We start from the raw sequence: 21,737 nt of genomic DNA on the forward strand, positions 1-21,737 counted from the left end.
TCACCCCTCCATTCCCCTTCAATTGTGTTTGGCTCATTCTATCACCCGCATCGGAGATGGGCAAATGTCCCGCGTTTGCCATACGTCCACGATGTTCGGTATAATACTCGGAACAAAAAACCTTATTTATTTAAGGAGTTGAAGAATTGTGTTCATAGCACAACGCGCCGCGAGACTCCAGCCATCGGCGACTCTGGCCGTGGCGGGCAAGGCGAAGGCGATGAAACGGGAAGGGAAACCCGTCATTTCGTTCGGTTCCGGCGAACCGGATTTCAACTCTCCAGCCTCGGCGCTTCAGGCGGCTTCGGAGGCGATGGCGAAGGGGTACACGCATTACACTCCCGAATCGGGGATTCCCGAACTGAAGGAAGCGATCTGCCGGTATTACCGCGATCATTTCGGCATCTCGTTCGCGGTTCCCGAGGTCCTCGTGGGCGCCGGAGCGAAACCGCTGATCTACGAAGCGCTCGGCTGTCTCCTCGATCCGGGCGACGAGACGCTCGTCTTCACGCCCGCATGGGTCAGCTATGTCGAACAGATCCGCCTCTTCGACGGGAACCCCGTTCTCGTGGACACGTCCGATACCGGCTTCATCCCGAATATCGAACGCGTCCGCGCGGCGATCACCCCGAAGACCCGATGCATGATCGTCAATACACCGAGCAACCCCACAGGAGCGGTCTATGACGAAAGAACCCTTCTCGAACTCGCCGAACTCTCGATCGCACACGATATCACGATCATATACGACGAGATTTACGAGCGTCTCGTCTACGCGGGCGCGGTCCACCACCAGATCCTGAACGTATGCCCCGCGGCGAGGGAGCACACGATTACGCTCAACGGCGTCAGCAAAGCGTTCGCGATGACCGGATGGAGAATCGGCTACGCACTCGGCCCTGCCGGCGTCATCTCGAAAATGTCGTCCTTCCAGGGTCACCTGACGTCCAACCCCTGTTCCGTCGCGCAGTACGCATCCCTCGGCGCGATCAACGGCGCGGAGGAAGACGTCGTGAGAATGCACGCGTCCTTCAGCAAGCGACGAGATCTCATACTCGGCCTACTGGAGAAAATGCCGCACATCCGCTTCGTGGAGCCGAAGGGCGCCTTCTACGTCTGGATCGATATCGAGAAGACAATTGGAATGCACCATGACGACAGAAAAATAACGAACGACACATCGTTCTGCGAAACTCTGCTCGAATCGAAATACGTAGCGGCCGTCCCGGGTTCGGGGTTCATGACCCCGGGGAATATCCGCGTGTCGTACGCGAATGCCGAGGATGAAATCGTCGAGGGGATGCGGCGACTGAACGAATTTCTCGTGGAACTCCGCTGACGACGAAAAGCGGGGAACGATTTCGCGTTCCCCGCTTTTTTCTCTTTAGTCCTTGCGCTATGTTTTCCGCCTGTCCCAGACCTCGGGATTCACGAGGTGCTGCGGCCGGGTTCCCCGGAGGGCCGCGACGAGATTTTCCGCAGCCTTTCGCGCCATTCCCTCCCGCGCATGAATCGTCGCGCTTCCGATATGCGGCAGCGTCGTAAGCCCCGGCGCTCTGAGAACAGGATCGTCGGGGGGAACCGGTTCCACTTCGAATACATCGAGCCCTGCACCCCAGATCCATTTTTCCTCGAGCGCCCGGACAAGCGCCGCCTGATCGACGACGGGTCCTCTTGACGTGTTGATGAGAATCGCCGTCGGTTTCATCATGCGGAGCTCCCTCTCCCCGATGAGATGACGCGTTTCCTTCGTCAAAGGACAATGGAGGGTGACGAAATCGCTTTCCGCAAGAAGTTCGTCGAGGGAGCGTCGCTCGAATCGGTATCGTTTCTCCAGTTCCGGATTGGCCTTCGTGCCTGCATAAAGAATTCGCATGCCGAAGCCAAGTGCGCGCCGCGCCACCGCCTGACCTATTTTCCCGAGTCCGACGATTCCGAGCGTCGCTCCTTCGACGTCTCGTCCCAGAAGCAAATTCGGATGCCACGTCGTCCATTCGCCGGACCGGAGAAACGCGTTCGCCTCGAGAAAACGCCTCGCCGTCGCCAGCAGCAGCGTGAAAGCCACGTCGGCCGTCGCGCTCGTGAGGACATCAGGAGTATTCGTCACGCAGATCCCGCGCCGTGTCGCCGCAGCGACATCGATATTGTCGTACCCGACGGCGTAGTTGCTGACCACCCTGATTTTCGGACAGAGGGAAAGGAATTCCTCGTCGATCCTGTCCGAAAGCATGGACAGGATCCCGTCCGCATCCTTCGCTTTCTCGAGGAGAACTTCCCTCGGCGGTGGATCCACGGACTCCCAGACCGAAAAATCGACGATTCCTTCGAGAAGTCGCATTCCGGTATCCTGAATGCGGCGGGACACGAAAACACGCGGTTTCTCCACGAAGAATCCCTCCTCTGCCTACAAAAAAGGGCGCCTGCTCAGGCAGGCACCCAAAAAACCAACTGGTGAACGGAATTCACTCCCGAAAAATCAGTTTCCCTCCAGAATTTCCCTTTCCTTCACCTTCAGGACATCGTCAACCTTGACGATGAAACTGTCGGTGATATCCTGAACCTCTTTCGAGTATTTCTTCAATTCGTCCTCGCTGATGACGGATTCCTTCTCCATTTTCTTGTATTTCTCGTTGCTGTCGCGCCTGATATTCCGGACGGCGACTTTCGCTTCCTCCGCATACTTCGCGACAAGTTTCGTCAGTTCGACGCGACGTTCTTTCGTCAGCTCGGGAAGGGAAACCCTGATGATTTCCCCGTCGATCTGAGGTGTGACTCCGAGAGATGAAGCCAAAATCCCTTTTTCGATCAGCTTCAGAGAACCTTTGTCGAAGGGAGTGATGACGATCTGCCGCCCCTCGGGAACATTGACGGTCGCAATCTGTCTGACCGGCGTTGCAGTCCCGTAATAGTCGACCTTGATGTCATTCACCAGTCCGGGATGCGCTCTTCCGGTCCGAATACCGACAAATTGGCCATGAAGATGCTCAACGACCTTCTCCATCTTCTCCCTGAGGTCTTTGAGTTCCTTTTTAGGCATTCTTCCGTTCCTCCTCTCCCGTTGTGACGATCGTTCCGATCTGCCTGCCGTGCACCAGGAAATCGATCAAATTTCCTTTCTGCAGGATATTGAACACGAAAATGGGAATCTTGTTTTCCATACACAACGAAAAAGCCGCTGCGTCCATCACTTCTACCTGTTTCGTCAGCGCGTCGAGATACGTCATATGGTGCAGAAGCGTAGCGTTAGGGTTCTTTTTCGGATCTTCGCTATATATACCATCTACCTTGGTGGCTTTCAACAGGCAATCGGCTCCGATTTCGGCCGCACGCAACGCGGCTGCGGTGTCAGTCGAAAAGTAGGGCGACCCGGTGCCCGCTCCGAAGATCACGACCCGCTCCTTTTCAAGATGCCGAAGGGCACGTCTGCGAATATACGGCTCAGCGATCTGGCGCATTTCAACGGCCGTCTGCACCCGCGTCGGGAGGCCGAGACGCTCAAGGATATCCTGAAGGCACAGCGCGTTGATGACCGTCGCGAGCATTCCCATGTAATCCGCCTGCGCCCGTTCGAGCCCCATCCGCTCCACTTCTTTGCCGCGAAGCATATTCCCACCGCCGACGACCATAGCAATCTGGAATCCGGCGCGTGCAACTTCCACGATTTCCTCGCCGAAGGAGCGGATGGCATCAAAATCCAGTCCGAAAGTTTTCCCTCCGGCCAGAACCTCTCCCGACAATTTCAGCAGAACACGGTTGTATCTCCCCACGACATTCACTCTCCTGAAGACACAAAAAAGGCGAGGTTCCCCCCGCCTGATCTTTCATCCTTTTCTCAGTTATTCGCCGATCGAAAATCTCGAAAAGCGCCGAACAACGATGTTTTCCCCGAGTTTCGCGATACAGGCCACGACGAGGTCCTTGATCTTCTTGTCCTGATCGCGGATGTAGGGTTGCTCGAGAAGGCAACTCGTCTCATAGAACTTCTGAACCTTTCCCTCGGCGATCCTGTCAACGAGTTTTTCGGGTTTCCCCTCGTCGAGCGCCTGCTGGCGGTAGATCGCTTTCTCGCGGTCGAGAACGTCCTGCGGAACCTCCTCGGGTTTGAGATACTGCGGCGCGGCCGCCGCGATCTGCATCGCGAGCTCATGGCCGAGCTCCATGAACTCGTCTGTCTTGGCCACGAAGTCCGTTTCGCTGTTGAGCTCAAGCAGGACGCCGATCTTCGAGTTAGTGTGGATGTACGAGAAAACCTTGCCGTCGGAAGCTTCTCTCGTCGCTTTCTTCGCGGCCTTCGCGAGTCCCTTCTCGCGAAGGAAATCGATGGCCTTCTCCATGTCCCCGCCGACTTCGGCAAGGGCAGCCTTGCAATCCATCATTCCCGCTCCGGTACGATCCCGAAGCTCCTTGACAGCGCCAGCGCTGATTTCCATAAGGTTTTTCCTCCTTCAGAAAGATCGTCGTGAACGGAACCCTGTTTACGCTTCGGTCGGTTCGACAACCTGATCGTACGCTTCGTGAAGACGCTCCTTGACCTCTATGATGTCGGTCTCCGTAACGTCAAGCGGGGTTGCCTCCCCGCCTTCCGTTTCGCCCGCCGCCGCCGCGGCGTCGACCCCCTGCCGTCCCTCGATGAACGCGTCGGCCATGAGCCCCGCGATGAGTTTGATGGCCCGGATGGCGTCATCGTTGCCCGGGATGGGATAATCGATAACCTCGGGATCGCAGTTCGTATCGACGATGGCAACGACCGGAATTCCAAGCTTTCTGGCCTCGAGGACCGCGTTCTCCTCGCGCCGGGGGTCGATCAGGAAAAGGACATCGGGAACGACGCGCATTTCCTGGATCCCCTTGAGGTTTTTCTCGAGCTTGGCGAGTTCCTTTCGGAGGAGGGAAATCTCCTTCTTCGGCAGGTTCTGCCACGAATTTTCGTCTTCCTTCTTGCGAAGCTCGACCATGCGGGCGACACGCTTGCGGATCGTTCCGAAGTTCGTGAGGAATCCGCCGAGCCAGCGCTGATTCACGAAATACTGTCCAGCGCGCGTCGCCTCGTCCCGGATCGTGTCCTGAGCCTGTCTCTTGGTCCCGACGAACAGGATGGTTCCCCCGTTCTTCGACACTTCTCTGACGAAATCGTAGGCTTTCTCAAGCCCCCGTACGGTCTTCTGCAAGTCGATGATATAGACGCCGTTGCGCTCGGTGAAGATATACGGCTTCATCTTCGGATTCCAGCGGCGCGTCTGGTGTCCGAAATGGACACCGCATTCGAGGAGTTGCTTCATACTGACTACCGACATGACATGTCCCCTCCCGGGAATGAGTTTTTTCCTCCACGGACGTCATCCGTCATGGGAACCCCCTTTCAGAGGGCACACCCCAAACTGTCGGTCCGTGTGCGGAATATGAACCGCGGGAGAGTATATCACAGACACGGGTTGACCTTCAACCGTGGAGGAAGTAGCATATACCCCGTATTTCGCCGGAATAAATAGAACGGAAACGGAGGCCTGTACCCATGGGCAAGGAATCTCTCATCGAGAAACTCGACAATCTCCCCGCAGAAAGAAAAGCAATGCTCAACCGTCTTCGACGTGTCGAGGGTCAGTTGCGTGGAATCCAGAGAATGATTCTCGAAGACAAGCAGTGCTACGACATCCTTCTTCAGCTTTCCGCCGCGAGAAAGGCGATGCAGAAGGCCTGCATCGAAATTCTCAAGCATTATATCCAGAAGTGCGTCACCGAAGCGCAAAAACCGGATGTGATCAATATGGAACGTCTGATCGAGGCGTTGATCGACATCTCTCCGAGTCCTTCCGTACCGGAAAGCCGCACCGACGCGGGGACGGAATAGAATATGGGCGGAAGTCTTCGAATCCGGGGTTTGTCCTATGAAGGCGGTATCCGGGAGATTTCCGAACGTGCAGTCCGTCTCGAACAGGAGGGACGGGACATCGTCCATTTCGAGATCGGGCAACCGGATTCGGATTCTCCGGAAGCGGCGAAGAACGCGGCGATTTCGGCACTCCGGGAGGGAAAAGTTGCGTATACGCCGCGCGCGGGTCTGCCCGAACTGCGCGTTTCTCTCGCCAATATGCTGAAAGCGCGCGGAATCGACGCGACGTTCCACGACATCGTCGTCACCTGCGGTGCCGTGGAAGCCCTCATGACAGTATTTCTCGCCGTTCTCGATCCTGGCGACGAGGTGATCGTTCCGACTCCCGCATTCCCCGCGTACTTCGACCAGGTGCGCCTCTGCTCGGCCGTTCCGGTCTCCGTTCCTTCTTTCGGAGATCCGGAAATCGACGTGATCGAGAGTGCGATCACGGACCGAACGCGGATCATCGTCATCAACTCGCCGTGCAATCCGACTGGGCACGTCCTTTCGTCGACGTTCAACGCCGCACTTCTCGAACTCGCGGCGAGACGCGACCTTTTCGTCGTGTCGGACGAATGCTATTCGGACTTTCTCTACGAGGGACATTTCGAAAGCCCCCGGTCGCTTCCGGGGTCCTCCGACCGCGTCTTCGTCGTCGGCTCCCTTTCCAAACCGCTGTCGATGACAGGATGGCGGATAGGATACGTCCTCGGTCCGTCCGCATTCACTCCCTTCGTCACAAAGGCTCACCAGATGCTGACCACATGCGCCTGTTCCTTTGCACAGGCCGGAGCCGTCACCGGTCTTTCGATCCTGACCGAAACGACGACCGCGACGATCTCGGAGTATCGCGAACGGAGGCGGATCGTCCTTGACGCTCTCTCCGCCTGTGAGGATCTGGCAGTCATCCCTCCGTCGGGGGCGTTTTACGCCTTTCCCGACGTGTCGGCCATCGGCCTCTCCGCCACCGAATTCTGCACGGAATTACTGCAAGAGGAAGGGGTCGCACTCGTTCCAGGAGACGCCTTCGGCGCGCCCGGACACGTACGGATCGCCTACACGACGCGGAAGGAACGCGTTTCCGAGGGAATGGCGCGCTTCGTACGCGGTTGGAAGCGTCTCGCGGCCGCAAGGAATTAGTAAAAACGGCTCCTTTGGGGAAATCCAGCACTCCCATGGCACCCGCCGCACACCACTTACTGCTGCTCCCTTCCGGGCCTGACAGGGTTCGTGGGGCTTCGCCGCATGGGACTGGATCTCCCCAAAAGAGCCGTATGAGCATTGTACCCTCTCATCCTGCTTTGCGCAACGCCTCTCCCGGGACGAATCATTTGGAGGAATCCGTATGAAAGAGAAAAAACGAATCGATGCCGCTTCTGACGAGCCCGTATTCAGACAGGAGATCGCCGAAGCCGCGAAGGATCTCGGATTCGCCGTTCCTCCGGACGGGGAAGCAATGGAGACCGGTCGGATTTCTGTCGCTTCGGTGACGAAACGATCTCCTGACGGAAAGTTCGTCGTCCGGAAAGAGCGGAAGGGGCGTAAGGGGAAGACGGTCACGCTCGTCAGGACCTCGGGCCTTTCCGAAGCCGCGATCGACGACCTCGCCAGGGAACTCAGGCGATCTCTCGGGTGCGGCTCGTCCGTCGAAGACGACGTCATCGTCGTTCAGGGAGACATGGTCACGCGGTGCGGCGAATTTCTCCAGAAAAAGGGATTCCGCTTCGTCATTTCCGGAGGCTGATCGTCTGGAAGAAGCAACAGCCGTTCTCCGACCGCAAGGAACTCCTCTCGTACGGTTCCTTCGGGAAATTCGAGCGTCGTTATGGCGTTGCGGCATATCACGCACCGAAAGGGCCGCACGCCAAAGCAACTTCTGCGGATCACCCCGTCGCGATCGAGAAAGACTATGTCCAGAGAGTAGAACGTCCCGAACGTATGGACCGCCCTGCACGGCATAAGGACGAACGCTTGCCGTTTCACGCTCCAAGCGAGTCCGGCGAGCCGGGAGAAAAAAGTATCCGCCGCCCGGATATTCCAGGCGATGCATTCTCCCGATCCGTTGACCACTCTCACGCGCGTTCCGCTCATTTCTCCAGGAACTCCCGAATGATCGTCACGATAGCCGGTCCGAGAATAACGACGAAGAGGGACGGGAAGATAAGCAGAACGAGGGGAAAAAGGATTTTGATGGGTGCCTTCCGGGCGTGCTCCTCCGCCCTGAGACGCCGTTTTCTCCATAACATCGCCGTCTGCGTCCGCAGGATCTTTCCGATCGAGACACCCAGTTGCTCAGCCTGAATGACGCTGCCCGTGAACTGTCCCATCCCCTGGATCGAGATACTGTCGCACATTCCCCTGAACGCCTTTTCACGACTTTCGCCCAGCGCGATTTCGTACAGAGCTCTGGAGAACACCTCCCCGACCGGCCCGTGAATCTTCTCTGCCATCCTCTTCATTGTCGCATCCAGCTCAGGCCTCGACACTGACGACAAGGAGATCGATCGCGTCCGTGAGCTGACGCTCGGCCGACTCCCGGCGGATTCTGATACTGCGTTGTATCAGAATCCCAGGAAAGGCGTATCCGAAAAGGAGCGACAGCGAGGCAACCGGAAAGAGATAGCGTCCCGCCGAAAGAAACGCCCCGGTCCCAGCGAAAAGCGCCGCGAAGAAGATCTTGATCCCGGCGAGGATTTCTCCGTTGATTCCGAGAGGGTTCCCGCATACATGCAATACGTGTCGAGCATCCGGAGAATATGCGGCGGAGAGATCTTCACCGCCGTCCGCTTGAATGTCCGCCACAACGGGGAAAGAATCCTGTTTCTGAAGGACTCGCCTTCCTCTTCGCCCGTTTCGTTCATATATCGGTCAACTTTGTCGGAGACGGAGAGCGCCTGTCCGCGAAATAAAAGCGCGAACAGGACACAGGATGCGAGGCTCAGAAGAAAGACCGCGACCGGAATAAGCATGGATTCCCCCCCCGATCAGAATTTCGGTTTGACGATTCTCTGGACCAGAACGACGCCGATCGCGCCGAATGCGATCGCGGAAGATCGACAATAACGAAATCCAGTCGTTGTTCCACGGACCGGAGGAAGGCCGTTCCCAATATCGTGCCGTTGCGGCATTGTCTTTCAGACGCCGGAAAATACAAAAGGTCCCGGCTAAAAGCCGGGACCTTCGTCGGATTCTGGCGGAGAAGGAGGGATTCGAACCCACGGTACCTTACGGTACAGACGCTCTCCAAGCGCCCGCCTTCGACCACTCGGCCACTTCTCCTTATGATGGCGGCGACGAAACACTTCTCGTCTGCAACGATTCGAGATTTTATCCTATTCCCGGATTTTCGGCAACACTCTTCCGGGGTTTTCCCGATAAATCCGTTCCAGGATGATTTGGACTTTCATCTAATAGCAAAGAGACTCCCCGATTCCGCGACATATAGAGAACAAAAAAAGGGGCTACCTTTTCGGCGCCCCTGCAACACGCTATGGCGGAGAGAGTGGGATTTGAACCCACGAGAGGGCTTTTAGGCCCCCTAGTCGATTTCGAGTCGACCGCCTTCAACCGCTCGGCCATCTCTCCGGACAAAAAACCGCTAGTTATTATACACGGGACCGGGCAGAAAGCAAGAACGCTTCGCATCAGAAGATTCCCCCGCCATCCCGCCCCAAAGACTCGGGATCACATAGAGACATCATTGGCCCGCAAACATATTCATTACAGGACGATTTTTTTGGTAGTCGACCAGTGTATTTTCCCTGCACGCCTGATTCTCTCCTTTCGGGGAATGTTCTGATAAGGGGGAATACTTATGTCTCAGGTCTTGCGGATTCGTCAGGATGTACCCGATAGCCCGGAAGCGTGTATTTCGGAGTTCCTTCTTCTCAAGAAAGCCGAAGGACGTTCTCCCGCCACTCTCACAGGATACGGGAAGGTGCTTCGTCCCCTGTACGCCAGACATCCCGAGACATGGGAACATCCGCGAGAAGGAGTCATCGCCTATCTCGGGAAGATCGAAAACCCGAACACCTACAATATCGCCTTTGCCTACATCAAGTGCTTCTTCGACTGGATGCAACAGGAAGGATACCTTACCGGCCGTCATCCGCTCGAAGGACTGAAGAAGCGGAAGCCATCGCCGCGATTCGTCGAAGTGAACACCGAGACGATACAGGCAATGCTCGCGGCTCCCGACAGATCCACGTATTGCGGCTTGCGCGACTACGCCCTCATGCTTCTTTCCCTCGACGTCGGAGTACGACCGGCCGAAGGATTGCGGCTTGTTCCCGGCGACTTCGATTTCACGGCTTCCGAAGTCACGATTCCCGCGAGGATCGCAAAGACGAGAGTCCAAAGAACGCTCCCCGTTTCGGAACAGGCAATGAAGGTCATCCGGGAGTTCATGAGAGTTCGTCATCCGTCGTGGAAGCCGCACGTCCCTTTATTCTGCACCGAGACGGGAACGCCCATGAGCACGGAAGTATGGGACCGTCGCGTCAAGGAGTATTCCGAACGTATCGGTGTGAAGGTCATCCCGTACTTCTTCCGGCATTCGTGCGCGACGATGTTGTTGAGGAACGGAGCGAACGCCTATGTCGTTCAGGAAATACTCGGGCACTCGTCCCCCGTCATGACGGCCCGATACGTCCATCTCGTCAATTCGGACATCAAGGAAGCGCACAGGATGTTTTCTCCGGCAACGTCCGTCGTCGGGGAGCCGTTGCGCGTTGGCAGGAAGATTCGATGATTCCACGAGAGGAAAGCCGCCGTTTCCTTTCCTCGCGGCCCGGGAAGGAGCGCATCCCATGAATAGCGGCCCATAGCGACATGTCGTTTCGTCGAAAGGATAGAACATACCAGCCGCACCAAGTTATGGGGTTCTACGGGCATTCTGGAGGGTCATCCTGAAAGCAGGGAGTTCAAAATTACGGAAGGGGAGAGATTCAACACCATGGCACAGATTACGGAGCGGTTCACGTCCATCGTAACACAGCTTTCCGAGCTTGAGGCGAGCGCCGTATGTCTCGCAATACGAACGGCAGACCACGTAGCGGATGTCGAAGAGGCGCTTGAAGGAATGACCGGCGATCTTCGTGGGGTTCCGGCTCCATGCGCTTCGGACATCCTCGCAAAAAGCGCTTATCAAATCCTTGAGCGCCACGGAGCCGTCGAGAAGGACTATGACGTGTTCCTGTACCCGGATCTCGCGGACGCCATCGAAGATATCCGACGCTCCGAGAGAAGGAAGCCGGTGATGGTTGCCGTAGACGGCGATACAGCCCCGTAGCGCCACATCGTTTGTCGAAGAGGATGTTGCCACAGCGGAAAAAGTTCGATGCGTTACGGCGCATCTGTGAGGAACACACACATGAAGGGAGAGTGCTTCACATGAAGTCAGCGACAAAGGATCTCGTCAGCACCATTCGGAAGGGTACGCACTCGGATGACATCAACCTGTTCTGCCGGTCCGCCGTCGATTTCGTAGAGCGGCGTGTCGGAGAGTCGGAGGATACGAGAGCCGTCAAAACCGCTCTCGACATCGTGTAAGAAAAACCTTATCCGCGCAACGAAGAGCCGGGTTCCCGACGAGAAGGGAAGCCCGGCTTTTTTGATTCCCCGATTCTGGGGAATCAAACACCGAAAGTCCATCATCTTTCATCTTCGCTCTTCCCTCACAGAATCCGGGTATCTCCCAGAAAGCTACGTCCGACCAGTACACGCAACGCTTCTTCCGTTTTCTCTCACATTAACGCCGTTTCGTCTTGTCGTTGCATTCTGCCTTGTACGCAGTTTTGCATGATCGAGAATATCAGCGTTCGTTATATGCATTCGTCGCGCATTTGTTGATGTATCAGTGCGTGATATTCCCGAGAGAGTGAAACATTCAGCAGGAATGTATCCGTGACGATTTACTTTCCTTATGGAATGCCTTGCGTTCATGATGCGTACAGTGAAGGGACATACCCCTGTGTCGGACGCCACAACTTTGTGGAGTCGCCCGGTCCCCCAAAATTTAGGGGGACCGTTCTCGAGGTCCAGGTTGCAACCGGCGTAATTTTGCGCCCATCTCCCGGAGGACTGCTCAACCCTGAGCCGTCGCGGAGTGAGTCGTTGCGAACGTCGGAAGATTCGACCTTCCAACTTTGGAGAGTCAACCCGAGTAGGAACCGCCCGTCTCGCTCCTGAATTTCAAGGAGCCGATTGACGGCCGGAATTTCGGCAGCCAAACCACACTGGCTTATTTCGCTGCTGAAAATCCAGCCGCCAGAGCTTCAGAAACACGCCACATCGCCCCTGACGCTCGCACAGCCTCAAGGCGCTATGTCGTTTGTCGTGGACGAAATTCCATACCTTTTCCAGAAACGACACGCGCCCCGACACGATTGTGAAGGGGCTCCCCACGCGAGAAGCCCCGATGTGCTTGAAAACTCAGGCGTCCCGTTCCAGCTCCGAACGGGCTTCCTCTTCTATTTCGCTCGTTCCATCGAGTACCGAATCCGTGAACCGCTCCCGTCGCCGGTCGGCTTCGGCTTTCAATACCTCTCCGATGTCCGGCTCTTCCGGCTCTATTCGCAGCAGCCCCGGCATGAGCTTTCCGAGAAAAGACGTTGCGCTTTGCAGCCGCACAGCCGACGAGATTTCCGCATCGCTTAACCCTTCCCTCACTGCCGTGAGCGCCGCTCTCACAGTCGAAGCGAGTTCCGAGCGGATGCTTTCGAGCACTTCCGCGCGGCGTCTTGCAAGCTCGTTTCTGAAAATTGCGTTTCTCGACCACCGGGATATCGTCTCGGCTTCGACTCCCACACGTCGCGCCGCTTCCGCTTGCGAGCATCCGCCGGTCAAGAGTTCAAGAGCCGTCTCTTGTTTCGGAGAGAAGAGATACCCCCCTGACTATTGCCTTTTCGTGTCATTCTCCATCATTCCTTTCTCCCCGAAGGGGAAACGGGGGCGAATCGCTCCCGCCCCCCTCCCGTCCAGATCACTTTCCGTAGTGAAGCCTTTCGATTTCCTTCGTCATATCCAGCTCGTGCGCTGTCATTTTGTCCTTCGCCTTTCCCCATCTTCTTTCAAGGAGCACAGGTTGCTCAGGCTCCTTCATCGGTCTTTCGTAAATTACAGGCATTGGCATTTTCCCCTTTCATGAGTGTACTCCTATAGGACATCTCTCCGATTCCCGCATCCCGCCGCCCGGCCCTGTGGTGGACCGCGAGAGTCACCCCCGGCCTTCATGCCGCACTCCGGCTTCTGTGAAGCCAGTCCGGAAGCTGTGTCTCCGGAGCCAGTTGTCTGTACGCATCATAGAACCGGCTCCGCGCTTGTCCGAACAGCACGGGATGATCGTCCACAAGATCGAACACGAGCGCCTGACGCTTCCCTTCGAGATTCCGCAGGATGCGCCCGACGCGCTGCTCTGTCCGGCCCGGGCTTCTGGAAGGAGACGCCAGTATCAACGTGTCGAGCGTCGGAAGGTCAAGCCCTTCGTCGGCTATCTGCGTTCCGATCAAAACGGACGCTTTTCCCTCGCGGACATCCGAAAGCGCACGTTCCCGGGCTTTCTTCGCCATCCGGCCGTGGAGCACCCGCGCGACGCTCCCGAGTTCGCCGCCCAGGTATTCGACATGATCGACCAGTCCCGCGAGAAGGAGAACGGTCCTTCCCTCGTTGACCGCATCCCGGGCCAGTTCGCATATCAGCCGGTTCCGTGCGCCGTTCTCCGCAAGCCCGCGCATCACCCCGGACCAGTCTTCGACGACGTTCCAAACACTCGCGCCGGTCCGGACGAACCGGATGTCAGGGACGACGCGCACGCCCGCGGCTTCAAGCTCCCCGTGCGTGATGATCGCCCGATACGGCCCGATGACGGATGTCACGAACGAGGTCAACCCATCGGCCCGGGTCGGAGTCGCGGAGAGTCCGTATCGGATCGCCGCGGGAAACGCCTGCATCACCGTCGTGAACGTCTCCGCTGGGCAATGGTGACACTCGTCGAGCATCACAAGCCCTGTCCGCCGCGTCAGTTCTTGCAGGATGTCCGGCTTTGCCGTCAGTGCTTGCACGAGCGCCACGTTGACCGTATCGGAGAACGTCGCGTCGCCCGCTCCGATGATCCCCGGTTCAACACCCAGGAAGCGCCGTATCGAGTCGCGCCACTGCGTCAAGAGTTCCTTCGTATGGCATAACACGGTTGACGGTTGCTTCCAGTGCGACATCAACGCAGTCCCCATGACGGTCTTTCCGCTTCCGCACGGCCCGACGAGAACCCCGGAACCGTGCTCCGACGTATCTTTCACGGCACGGGCTTGATATGCTCGGAGTTCGCCGGTGAAGTCCATCGGGACATCGGGAAGCCGGAGTCGCGCGTCAACGATTTCGTACTCTTCGCCGGACGCCTGAATCAGTTCGAGAAGGCATGAAAGAAAACCGCGAGGAAGGAACACCCGCCCGGCGGACCGCTCGACCAACGTCAGCGTTTCCGAGATGTCGCCGGTCCACTTTCCGAGACGTTGCCGGGTTGCGTACACCGGATTTTTCAACGTCAACGACTGCCGCGCATCTTGAAGGATGGAAGGCGGAAGCCCGCAAGCCTCCACCTTCGCCCCAATGGTCAGCCGGATCATGCTGCATCCTTCTTTCGCGGCTCACGCAGAGAGCATACCGGCTTCCCTGTCGGACTCTTCGCAATCACGAAAGACCTTTCCCCACTGCCAAGACGATTGACGCCGATAATCCATCCGTGACCGACCCACTCATACGGGAGCGGCAGCGGATCAGGAAATTCTTCGACTTCGACCATCGGCCCGGGGGTCGATGCGCCGCGAGAAGGAAAAACATGCTCGATCTTCGGCGCTTCGACGTGATTCTCTTCCGGTACCAGATTCCTTCCGGTACACCCAGAAAAGGTACCGTCAAACGTGGAAACCGTTGCGCTGCAACAATCGCTGCCGGTACTCGTAAAAGTACCGTCAGGGATTGTTGGTATCACCGGCTTTTCCGAATCACCCCTGTTTTGCCGGTACTTTGCCGGTACTTTGCCGGTACCCCCTGTACCGTCAGGGATTGTTGGTATCACTGATGATTCTCTCTTGACGGTACTTTTTTTTAGAATATCAGGAGAAGTACCGGGAAGCTCCCGAGAAGAAGAAACGACCCGGTACTCTGTCGCCCGATTGTTTCCTTCTCGCGTCAGTTTTCCGGAGGACACCCAATCCCTCAGGTACCGTCTTGCGAGTCCATCCGAAACCTGACACACACTTTCGACCGCCGATCGACCGAACGGCTCTCCATGTCCGAACGCACGAGACAATGCTTCCCATGCGCCGCGCTTCCCATGATCCCCCGGAAGAACCGGCTCATGGTCGAATACGAGCCTGAAAGAATCGTCGTCAATGCGAACCGGAGGCGCCACGTCCTTCGGAACGGCGTCGAGAGGATAGCCGCGAGAAGAAAGCCCTTCGTCCGACACCGCATCTTCGAAAAGACCTTCAAGCTCCCGCTCTTCGCTTTCCATTCGCTTTACTTCGCTAAAGTTTTGACCCTTTGCTGTAACCGGTGTAACCGCTGTAACCGATACGTCCGGATTCAGTCCACAACCGGATTCGCCCCGGTTACACCCCCCCTGTAACCGCCCTGTAACCGCATCGTCGGTTTCTCTGGTTACACCGGTTACAGGCGTTACACCGGTTACACCGGTTTCATCAGTTACAGCGGTTACACCAAAATCATCATCATCATCATCATTCTTTCTTTCTTCGGGGGGAGTCATATAGAGTCCTTTTTCCGTGACCCTGACGGCTCCGTCTTTTTTCATACGCCAGAGCGTGACCTTGATTGTGCTGAAGTTTTTCCCGAGTTCAGCCGCGACGTGACGGGCACTGACAGGCTCCCCTGCGTCCCTGAGCACCTTGATAATTTCCCGCCGCTCTTCGGACATCCGGACTTCCGCAACGGACACGGTTTCGGCTTTCCATCCGGGAGCCTCCCACGAAAGAGCAAGGTCGTCGTCGTGCTCGATGTCGCGTCCGCTCCGCTGCAAGATCGCCGTGCTTTCCCCCCGCGTCCGCTTGAGCGCAAGAATCGCATCCGCCGCCGCAGGGAGTCCCATGCTTCCGTTCAACGATTCGAGGAAGTCCGCTTCCTTGCCGCCGCCTTTTTTGAGGTGATGAATCAGAAGCAGTGCAACCGCGTATTTGTCCGCAACGCCTTTGACTTCGGCAACAACCGAATAATCCGAGTCGAATGCGTTCTTCTTCGCGTCGCCCCCCCCCGGCTTGGCCCGGCCCCAGGTATCGAGACAGACCAGCCGCGGCTTGTTCGCCTGAATCCACTCTTCGAGGAAGTCCATACCGCCCTTGTCGAGTCGCGGAAGCTCCGTCATAAGGTGAAGGTTTTCGGGAATGTCCTGCTTGTCTCCGACGAGCGCCGCTATCCGCTTTCGGAGCCGTAAGGGGGAGTCTTCGAGACTCACGTACAGAACCGGCCCTTTGTGTGTCTTCATCCCGAGAAACGGCTTCCCGCTCGCAACAGCCAGACACATCTGCAACGCCATCCATGACTTCCCCATTTTCGGCGGACTCGCGAGCACCGAAAGACCGGCGGGGACAAGATCGTCAACTGACCATTCGCGCTCCGGGATGTCGGCCTTGTACAGATCCGTCGCCGTGAAGACTTTCGGCTTCCACCTTGCCGGAGTCTTCGTCAAAGGCGCCTTTTGCCTTGCCGCCGTCAGTTTGAGATGAAACTGACGGCGTGCCTCTGTCTGCCCGAGTTCAACGGAGACGTCGCACCAGTCAAGATGCGGGATTGCGCCGCTCGGAATGCACGCGAGCGTTCCGGCAGGACATTCCGCCGCCGCCTTGACTCCTGCGTCGTCATTGTCCGTTGCCGCGATAAGCTCAAGGTCCGGGTATCGTTCCCGGAGCCGCTTTGCAAGCGTCGGGACGTTCGACGCGCCGAACGCGCACACAGTCGGGAGTCCGGAAAATTCGTGAATCGCCGAGCTTGTGCTGAAACCTTCGGCAATGACGACCGGCTTCTGGGCGTCGATCACCCCGAGAAGGAAAAAACATCCGGACTTCTCGCCCAAGTGCTTTTTTGTCCCGTCCTGCCGGATACGTTCCACCCCGACGACACGCCCGGTTCCATCGAACGCCGGTATCAACAGCATTCTTTCGCCGGCGATCAACACTTCACGGCAACCATGCGCCCCGATGTGCTTGCGTTGCAAGTATTCGTGGTCGGGTTGCGCCGGTTTGCCTGACTTCCACAACCGCACGGCTTCGCTCGATGTGTCCGGCTTCGCTTCGGCCCGGGCCGGAGCGGATTTTCTTTCCTCGCGTTCGCTTTCCGGTTCCCACTTCGGACTTTCGCACCCGAGGATGGAACTCAACTCGGATAACGTCCCGCTTTCGGACGTTCCATGATCGAAATAGCAGCGTTTTTCAAGGTCCACGGACAGGCTCGGATTCCGGTCTTCCCTCGTCGGACTCGAACACAACCACGTTCGCCCGTCCCGTTGCAGGGAGCCGTTCCGTGCAAGGTGTTCTTCGCACCAAGAGAGCGCCGCATCGGTGTTATTCATGATGCGGATTCCCCATCGAAGAGCCGTTGTTGCCGGTCCTCGAGGCGCGGATTGTCGGGATTTATCGAATACTCCGCGAACCGCGTTCCGTCTTCGGTGTGGATCGTCGTTGCGCGGACATTCCACCCGAGAGAACGAAGGTCGAAGCATCTTGCCGCGAGTCGCCAGCACGACATCTCGAGCGCCGCATCCTTTGACGTAAGCCGGTCGCCGTTCAAGAGCCGCGCGAGGATTTCCCGGGACTGTCTCCCGAGTCGCGGCGTCTTCATCGGGACCACCCCGCCGCGAGGGAGGAAACGGTCAAGGAGCGTCGCTTAGGCGGTTCCGCGTCGGGACCGTCGGAGCCTCCCGGGTCACCACCTCCGGCAGAGGCAACTGCAAGCCGCAAGCGTCTGTTTCGATGTGTTCGTGGACTCCTGAAATGATTCATCACTCGTCGAACAACAGTCATAACAGTTCGCACTATTTTTATAGACATGACCTTTTGCCGCATTGCGAGCGATATCAAACGGCTCCATTCACTGCGATATTCGGAACGAATCGAGTGTAACTGTTCGAGTTTTGTTTCCGCTATTTCAACGGCGTTTGAGATACCATATTTTTGAACGAGCGCGTCAATATCAACTCGCTTGTCGAGATACACCTTTACTTCTCCTGCAAGCCTCATTGCGCTTGAACGAATTGCAGAAGAGCAATTCCACCGATTGATAGAGTTCATCGAGTGAATTACATCCTTGCTCAGTGCAATTCGTTCATTCAGTATTTTCTCGAATGTTTCTGACAGTTTCGACGCGGTATTGCAGTGATAATCATTCGTTGGTGCTTGCAATGAATTGACATTTGTGATATTCTTCATATATGACGATCTCTCCTTTCTAAACCGCTTCCGGACTGCCGCCGGAGCGGTTTTTTTTGTGTCCGCTACTTCCGAAGCAAAATCCCGTCACTGTCAAAAAAAGATCCGACGATAGGACCGAACACAGATTCAAGCGACTGTATGACGGCTTTTGAAGCGTTGCGCTTCCGCGCCAAAAGTCCGTACAAGCTCGTCAAGTTCAAGTCGTTTTCCTGCGCAAAACGCCGGATAGATCCATTCCGCTCGATGATCATTCCCCGAAGATCCATGTCTTTCACCTCCCTTCCATCCCCATAAAAAAAGAGCCGGACTCCCCGGATGTTTTCCCGGATATCCAGCTCTTTACACTTTGCTCCAGCATAATAATATCATACTTGTCAATACGTAATAAAGTGTAGTTTGTATCATATCTGTTCTATGGACTGATTGCCTAGATGACGCTTCCGCGCGTTTTCCGCGATAGGCAAGATTTTTCTCGCGTAATATTTCGCTCCGTCCAAACTTATGTGCATGAAAATCGCAACGTCTTCAAACCTCATGCCAAGCTCGTATTTGAGTTCGACAAAGGTTCTTTGCTTATCTGTCAGTGTGGCTATGATTGTTTCGTAAAGCATAAGTTCTGTTCGAAGTCTTGCTATTTTACTGTCAGTGAAACATATTTTATCAACTACGTTTTCAATGACATGCATTGTTCGTGTTCCTTGAACGCGGACGTTTGAAAAATCCATTCCGACAGCCGCCCCGAGCGCCGGAAGCCGCAATTCCTCTTCTCTGCGCGTGATTTCCCGTCGAAGATTCGGACCGCGCCGAAAGAGAGATGCATACCTCTTGAGGCTCCATTCTTCGGAAAGAATACCATCGTCTCGGTTTTCAAGCTCCATCGCATCGTCCTCTTTTCGTGGTCAACGAGTCGGAGTATTCACAATTACGCGCTGCAAGAAGATTATATCATGGTCATACCTGCGCAATTGCCCACATATCCACCGTATCCACAGGGGAAAGTTATGCACATTTACAAGATGGGTCTTAAGACTCTGTTATAAGATAAATCTTAAGTTTACCATGATCCTTGAAAAACGAATGAGTCCCGAGTCGGATGTCACAAAACGGTTCCGGGATGGACAATCAGGAAGACATCAGGACATCGTTGTCAGCGTTTCGGAGGAATGTTTACAAGACTGCCGGAAACAAAAAAGCCCCCGATTTCTCGGGAGCTTCGGAATATCAGCTTAAACGGATTTCATTTTCATGCAGTCGACCGGTGTATTCCGGACCTTGAAAAGAGAGAAATCAGTGTTTGCAACGGTTTGCGAGGTTCATTTCCCCCTAGTCGATTTCGAGTCGACCGCCTTCAACCGCTCGGCCATCTCTCCGGACAAAAAACCGCTAGTTATTATACACGGGACCGGGCAGAAAGCAAGAACGCTTCGCATCAGATGTTCTTTCGCCTTTCCCGGAAATAGGCTACAAGAAGTTCCGAACACTCCGACGCAAGAACGCCGCTCGTCACAATACACCGGTGGTTCAGACGTCCGTCCTCGGGAATATCGTACAACGATCCGCACGCACCCGCGCGCGGATCGAAGCATCCGAACACAACCCGGCGAATGCGCGAGAGAACGAGTGCCCCCGCGCACATGGGGCACGGTTCGAGCGTGACGTAAAGCGTACACCCCGAGAGGTTCCACGTCCCCAAGACCCAGCTCGCCCGTCGAATCGCCACGATTTCCGCATGAGAGGTCACGTCGTCGCTCTTCTCGTTATGGGCGGCGGATACTGTCCTTCCGTCGCGAACGACAACGGCTCCAACGGGAACCTCGCCTTTCGCCGCGGCGATACGGGCCATCCGCACAGCCGCGGACATGAACGCTACATCCTCCGGGGTAACGACCTCCGAGTCAGGTCTGGTCATGACGACACGTCCGCAAGAACGCGGTAATCCTCCGGGAATCTGTTCCCGACGACGTCTGTCCCAGGGACGACGATTTTCATCGACGAGAGAACGGGGGTTATCATCGCTCCCGTTGCCATTTCTTCTCCGGAAACTGTCGATGCGATCACGTTGCCGTTCGGTGCGACAATACACGCCGAGTCGTTCGAAGAAATCGAACACATTCGCACAAAATACACCCTGTTTTCCGCCGCGCGAGTCCGGGCAAGCAATTCGGCAGCCTGGTCGTGTCCCGTGTCATACCAGAAAACGACTTCCGCGCCATCGAGCATCAGACATCGAGCGGCCTCCGGGACGAAGCCTTCGTCACCGAAGAGCGCTCCGCACCGAAGGAGCGGCGTATCGCGCGCCTTGACAGCATCATTCCCACCAAATACCGCGTTGACGCCGCCGGAAGAGATGAAGGTGACTCCGCAGTTTTTTGCTTTTCCGGAGACGCCGAAAACGACGAGATGTCCGTCGTCGATATACGGCAGGAGCGCCCTGACGACGTCGTCATGGGATCCATCCGGTTCGAGCCGTGGCAGGCAGATAACCGAATACCCCTGGTCCTGAAGAATCTCCAGGAATTCTTTCGCTTTCGTTCCGTACTCCTCTCCTGAACGGAACGGATACTGGACGATGCCGCACAACAGTTCCCGGTACGGAGAGAGATCCCTTCGCGGCAGAGGATCCCGCTTCGAGACGAGGAGAGAATATCGTTCCGGGTGACGGGGAGGGAGTGTGGGACGTGGAAGCGAAACATCGATCGCTGCATGCAGTATGGCCTCCTCGCGAGCGTCCAGCGACGCGGCGATCCGTCCCCACGGGTCGATGACGCGGCTCGAACCACAGTTCAAGACTGTCTTCGACTCGAGACCGACCTTGTCCGCCACAACGAGCCAGACTGCGTTCTCTCTCGCCCGCGCAGGCAACATGTACTCGACCTGAGGGTTCGAGAGACTTCCGCTGCCCGTCAGATTCGCGAGATCCAGAATGATGTCCGCCCCCTTGAGGGCGAGTATACGAGCAATCTCCGGAGCGCGGCCGTCAGCGCAAACCATCAGCCCTACGACGCCGAGAGGCGTGGGAACGACCGGATATTCATGTCCCTGGCATACGTATCGGGAGTCGAAGTGCCACATGTTGTTCTTCCGCGCCTGAGCCAGAATCATCCCTTCCGGATCAATCAGGAAAGCGCTGTTCGATATGCGCCCATCCCACTCCGGACAGAGTACGCCGATGGCGACATAGACGCCAAGGCTACGGGCCTTTCGCGACACGGCATCGAGGAATTCCTCGCTTTCCGCAACGAGCGTTCTCGCGCGATCCATCCCCGGTCCGATGTAGTAGGCGGGATACGCCGCTTCCGGAAAGACAACGAGTTCCGCCCCCTCACGTGCAGAACGTTCGAGAAATCCGAGAATCCTGTCGGCAGTCGTCCGGCGATCCCCGGGTTCGCCTGCACGCATTTGCACGCACGCAACCCGTACCACGG

The 21,737-nt window shown here is 56.6% G+C and carries 23 protein-coding genes, 2 tRNA genes and 1 other RNA gene; 7 read left to right on the forward strand and 19 right to left on the reverse strand.

The window, feature by feature from the left end; translation table 11 throughout:
• Positions 1–148 precede the first annotated feature (148 nt).
• Entirely contained in the window at positions 149–1,339 is a 1,191-nt protein-coding gene (locus ACZ5IU_RS00280; RefSeq protein WP_464419365.1) for a pyridoxal phosphate-dependent aminotransferase, read from the forward strand.
• Between the two features lie 57 nt (positions 1,340–1,396).
• On the opposite strand, the gene ACZ5IU_RS00285 is transcribed toward ACZ5IU_RS00280, so the two are convergent.
• The 5 genes from ACZ5IU_RS00285 to rpsB all read right to left on the reverse strand — a co-directional run bounded on the left by ACZ5IU_RS00285 (position 1,397) and on the right by rpsB (position 5,294).
• On the reverse strand, positions 1,397–2,386 hold the full coding sequence (locus ACZ5IU_RS00285) for a 2-hydroxyacid dehydrogenase (RefSeq protein ID WP_464419366.1): 990 nt from the start codon (positions 2,384–2,386) through the stop codon (positions 1,397–1,399).
• 90 nt (positions 2,387–2,476) lie between these two features.
• A complete protein-coding gene (gene frr, locus ACZ5IU_RS00290) occupies positions 2,477–3,037 on the reverse strand; it encodes a ribosome recycling factor (protein WP_464419367.1) in 561 nt (186 codons plus the stop codon).
• Positions 3,030–3,767 (reverse strand): UMP kinase, encoded by a 738-nt coding sequence (gene pyrH, locus ACZ5IU_RS00295; RefSeq protein WP_464419369.1) that lies wholly within the window; start codon positions 3,765–3,767, stop codon positions 3,030–3,032. The genes frr and pyrH overlap by 8 nt, the downstream gene beginning before the upstream one ends.
• 69 nt (positions 3,768–3,836) lie before the next feature.
• Positions 3,837–4,430, reverse strand: coding sequence for a translation elongation factor Ts (gene tsf / locus ACZ5IU_RS00300; RefSeq protein WP_464419371.1), 594 nt, complete (start codon positions 4,428–4,430; stop codon positions 3,837–3,839).
• Positions 4,431–4,475: 45 nt separating this feature from the next.
• On the reverse strand, positions 4,476–5,294 hold the full coding sequence (gene rpsB / locus ACZ5IU_RS00305; RefSeq protein ID WP_464419373.1) for a 30S ribosomal protein S2: 819 nt from the start codon (positions 5,292–5,294) through the stop codon (positions 4,476–4,478).
• A 218-nt stretch (positions 5,295–5,512) separates the two neighbouring features.
• Between rpsB and ACZ5IU_RS00310 the strand changes: the two genes are divergently transcribed.
• Both ACZ5IU_RS00310 and ACZ5IU_RS00315 read left to right on the forward strand, forming a co-directional pair.
• On the forward strand, positions 5,513–5,848 hold the full coding sequence (locus tag ACZ5IU_RS00310) for a metal-sensitive transcriptional regulator (protein ID WP_464419375.1): 336 nt from the start codon (positions 5,513–5,515) through the stop codon (positions 5,846–5,848).
• Positions 5,849–5,851: 3 nt separating this feature from the next.
• On the forward strand, positions 5,852–7,012 hold the full coding sequence (locus tag ACZ5IU_RS00315) for a pyridoxal phosphate-dependent aminotransferase (RefSeq protein WP_464419377.1): 1,161 nt from the start codon (positions 5,852–5,854) through the stop codon (positions 7,010–7,012).
• A gap of 18 nt (positions 7,013–7,030) precedes the next feature.
• Here ACZ5IU_RS00315 and ffs read toward each other — a convergent pair.
• Positions 7,031–7,130: signal recognition particle sRNA small type (gene ffs / locus ACZ5IU_RS00320), an RNA gene on the reverse strand.
• Positions 7,131–7,217: 87 nt separating this feature from the next.
• Between ffs and ACZ5IU_RS00325 the strand changes: the two genes are divergently transcribed.
• Positions 7,218–7,616 (forward strand): translation initiation factor, encoded by a 399-nt coding sequence (locus tag ACZ5IU_RS00325; protein ID WP_464419379.1) that lies wholly within the window; start codon positions 7,218–7,220, stop codon positions 7,614–7,616.
• On the opposite strand, the gene ACZ5IU_RS00330 is transcribed toward ACZ5IU_RS00325, so the two are convergent.
• The 5 genes from ACZ5IU_RS00330 to ACZ5IU_RS00350 all read right to left on the reverse strand — a co-directional run bounded on the left by ACZ5IU_RS00330 (position 7,541) and on the right by ACZ5IU_RS00350 (position 9,457).
• Positions 7,541–7,963, reverse strand: coding sequence for a DUF192 domain-containing protein (locus ACZ5IU_RS00330; RefSeq protein ID WP_464419381.1), 423 nt, complete (start codon positions 7,961–7,963; stop codon positions 7,541–7,543). The genes ACZ5IU_RS00325 and ACZ5IU_RS00330 overlap by 76 nt on opposite strands.
• Positions 7,960–8,331 carry a type II secretion system F family protein gene (locus ACZ5IU_RS00335; RefSeq protein WP_464419383.1) on the reverse strand — a complete coding sequence of 124 codons (372 nt, stop codon included), beginning with the start codon at positions 8,329–8,331 and terminating at the stop codon, positions 7,960–7,962. The genes ACZ5IU_RS00330 and ACZ5IU_RS00335 overlap by 4 nt, the downstream gene beginning before the upstream one ends.
• 13 nt (positions 8,332–8,344) lie before the next feature.
• Positions 8,345–8,605: a hypothetical protein gene (locus ACZ5IU_RS00340; protein WP_464419385.1), complete on the reverse strand. Its 261-nt coding sequence runs from the start codon at positions 8,603–8,605 to the stop codon at positions 8,345–8,347.
• Positions 8,606–9,063: 458 nt separating this feature from the next.
• A tRNA-Ser gene (locus ACZ5IU_RS00345) sits at positions 9,064–9,151 on the reverse strand.
• A 212-nt stretch (positions 9,152–9,363) separates the two neighbouring features.
• A tRNA-Ser gene (locus ACZ5IU_RS00350) sits at positions 9,364–9,457 on the reverse strand.
• A 229-nt stretch (positions 9,458–9,686) separates the two neighbouring features.
• On the opposite strand from ACZ5IU_RS00350, the gene ACZ5IU_RS00355 reads away from it, so the two are divergent.
• The 3 genes from ACZ5IU_RS00355 (at position 9,687) to ACZ5IU_RS00365 (ending at position 11,422) form a co-directional block, all read left to right on the forward strand.
• Complete coding sequence (locus ACZ5IU_RS00355; RefSeq protein WP_464419387.1) at positions 9,687–10,622, forward strand: tyrosine-type recombinase/integrase; 936 nt, start codon at positions 9,687–9,689, stop codon at positions 10,620–10,622.
• Positions 10,623–10,826: 204 nt separating this feature from the next.
• Positions 10,827–11,162: a hypothetical protein gene (locus ACZ5IU_RS00360; protein WP_464419389.1), complete on the forward strand. Its 336-nt coding sequence runs from the start codon at positions 10,827–10,829 to the stop codon at positions 11,160–11,162.
• A gap of 101 nt (positions 11,163–11,263) precedes the next feature.
• Positions 11,264–11,422: a hypothetical protein gene (locus tag ACZ5IU_RS00365; RefSeq protein ID WP_464419391.1), complete on the forward strand. Its 159-nt coding sequence runs from the start codon at positions 11,264–11,266 to the stop codon at positions 11,420–11,422.
• A gap of 882 nt (positions 11,423–12,304) precedes the next feature.
• On the opposite strand, the gene ACZ5IU_RS00370 is transcribed toward ACZ5IU_RS00365, so the two are convergent.
• The 8 genes from ACZ5IU_RS00370 to ACZ5IU_RS00405 all read right to left on the reverse strand — a co-directional run bounded on the left by ACZ5IU_RS00370 (position 12,305) and on the right by ACZ5IU_RS00405 (position 21,735).
• Complete coding sequence (locus ACZ5IU_RS00370; RefSeq protein WP_464419393.1) at positions 12,305–12,598, reverse strand: hypothetical protein; 294 nt, start codon at positions 12,596–12,598, stop codon at positions 12,305–12,307.
• Between the two features lie 503 nt (positions 12,599–13,101).
• Positions 13,102–14,493 (reverse strand): DEAD/DEAH box helicase, encoded by a 1,392-nt coding sequence (locus ACZ5IU_RS00375; protein WP_464419395.1) that lies wholly within the window; start codon positions 14,491–14,493, stop codon positions 13,102–13,104.
• The gene (locus ACZ5IU_RS00380; protein WP_464419397.1) at positions 14,490–17,453 is read right to left on the reverse strand and encodes an AAA family ATPase; all 2,964 of its coding nucleotides are present in this window, start codon (positions 17,451–17,453) and stop codon (positions 14,490–14,492) included. The genes ACZ5IU_RS00375 and ACZ5IU_RS00380 overlap by 4 nt, the downstream gene beginning before the upstream one ends.
• Complete coding sequence (locus ACZ5IU_RS00385; RefSeq protein WP_464419399.1) at positions 17,450–17,722, reverse strand: helix-turn-helix domain-containing protein; 273 nt, start codon at positions 17,720–17,722, stop codon at positions 17,450–17,452. Before ACZ5IU_RS00385 ends, ACZ5IU_RS00380 begins: the two co-directional genes overlap by 4 nt.
• Positions 17,719–18,309 (reverse strand): hypothetical protein, encoded by a 591-nt coding sequence (locus ACZ5IU_RS00390; RefSeq protein ID WP_464419401.1) that lies wholly within the window; start codon positions 18,307–18,309, stop codon positions 17,719–17,721. Before ACZ5IU_RS00390 ends, ACZ5IU_RS00385 begins: the two co-directional genes overlap by 4 nt.
• 404 nt (positions 18,310–18,713) lie before the next feature.
• On the reverse strand, positions 18,714–19,190 hold the full coding sequence (locus ACZ5IU_RS00395) for a hypothetical protein (protein ID WP_464419403.1): 477 nt from the start codon (positions 19,188–19,190) through the stop codon (positions 18,714–18,716).
• Positions 19,191–19,741: 551 nt separating this feature from the next.
• Positions 19,742–20,221, reverse strand: a complete 480-nt coding sequence (gene tadA, locus ACZ5IU_RS00400; RefSeq protein WP_464419405.1) for a tRNA adenosine(34) deaminase TadA — start codon at positions 20,219–20,221, stop codon at positions 19,742–19,744.
• The gene (locus ACZ5IU_RS00405; RefSeq protein ID WP_464419407.1) at positions 20,218–21,735 is read right to left on the reverse strand and encodes a carbon-nitrogen hydrolase family protein; all 1,518 of its coding nucleotides are present in this window, start codon (positions 21,733–21,735) and stop codon (positions 20,218–20,220) included. Before ACZ5IU_RS00405 ends, tadA begins: the two co-directional genes overlap by 4 nt.
• Positions 21,736–21,737: the final 2 nt, after the last annotated feature.

The organism is Lactivibrio alcoholicus (assembly GCF_055390895.1).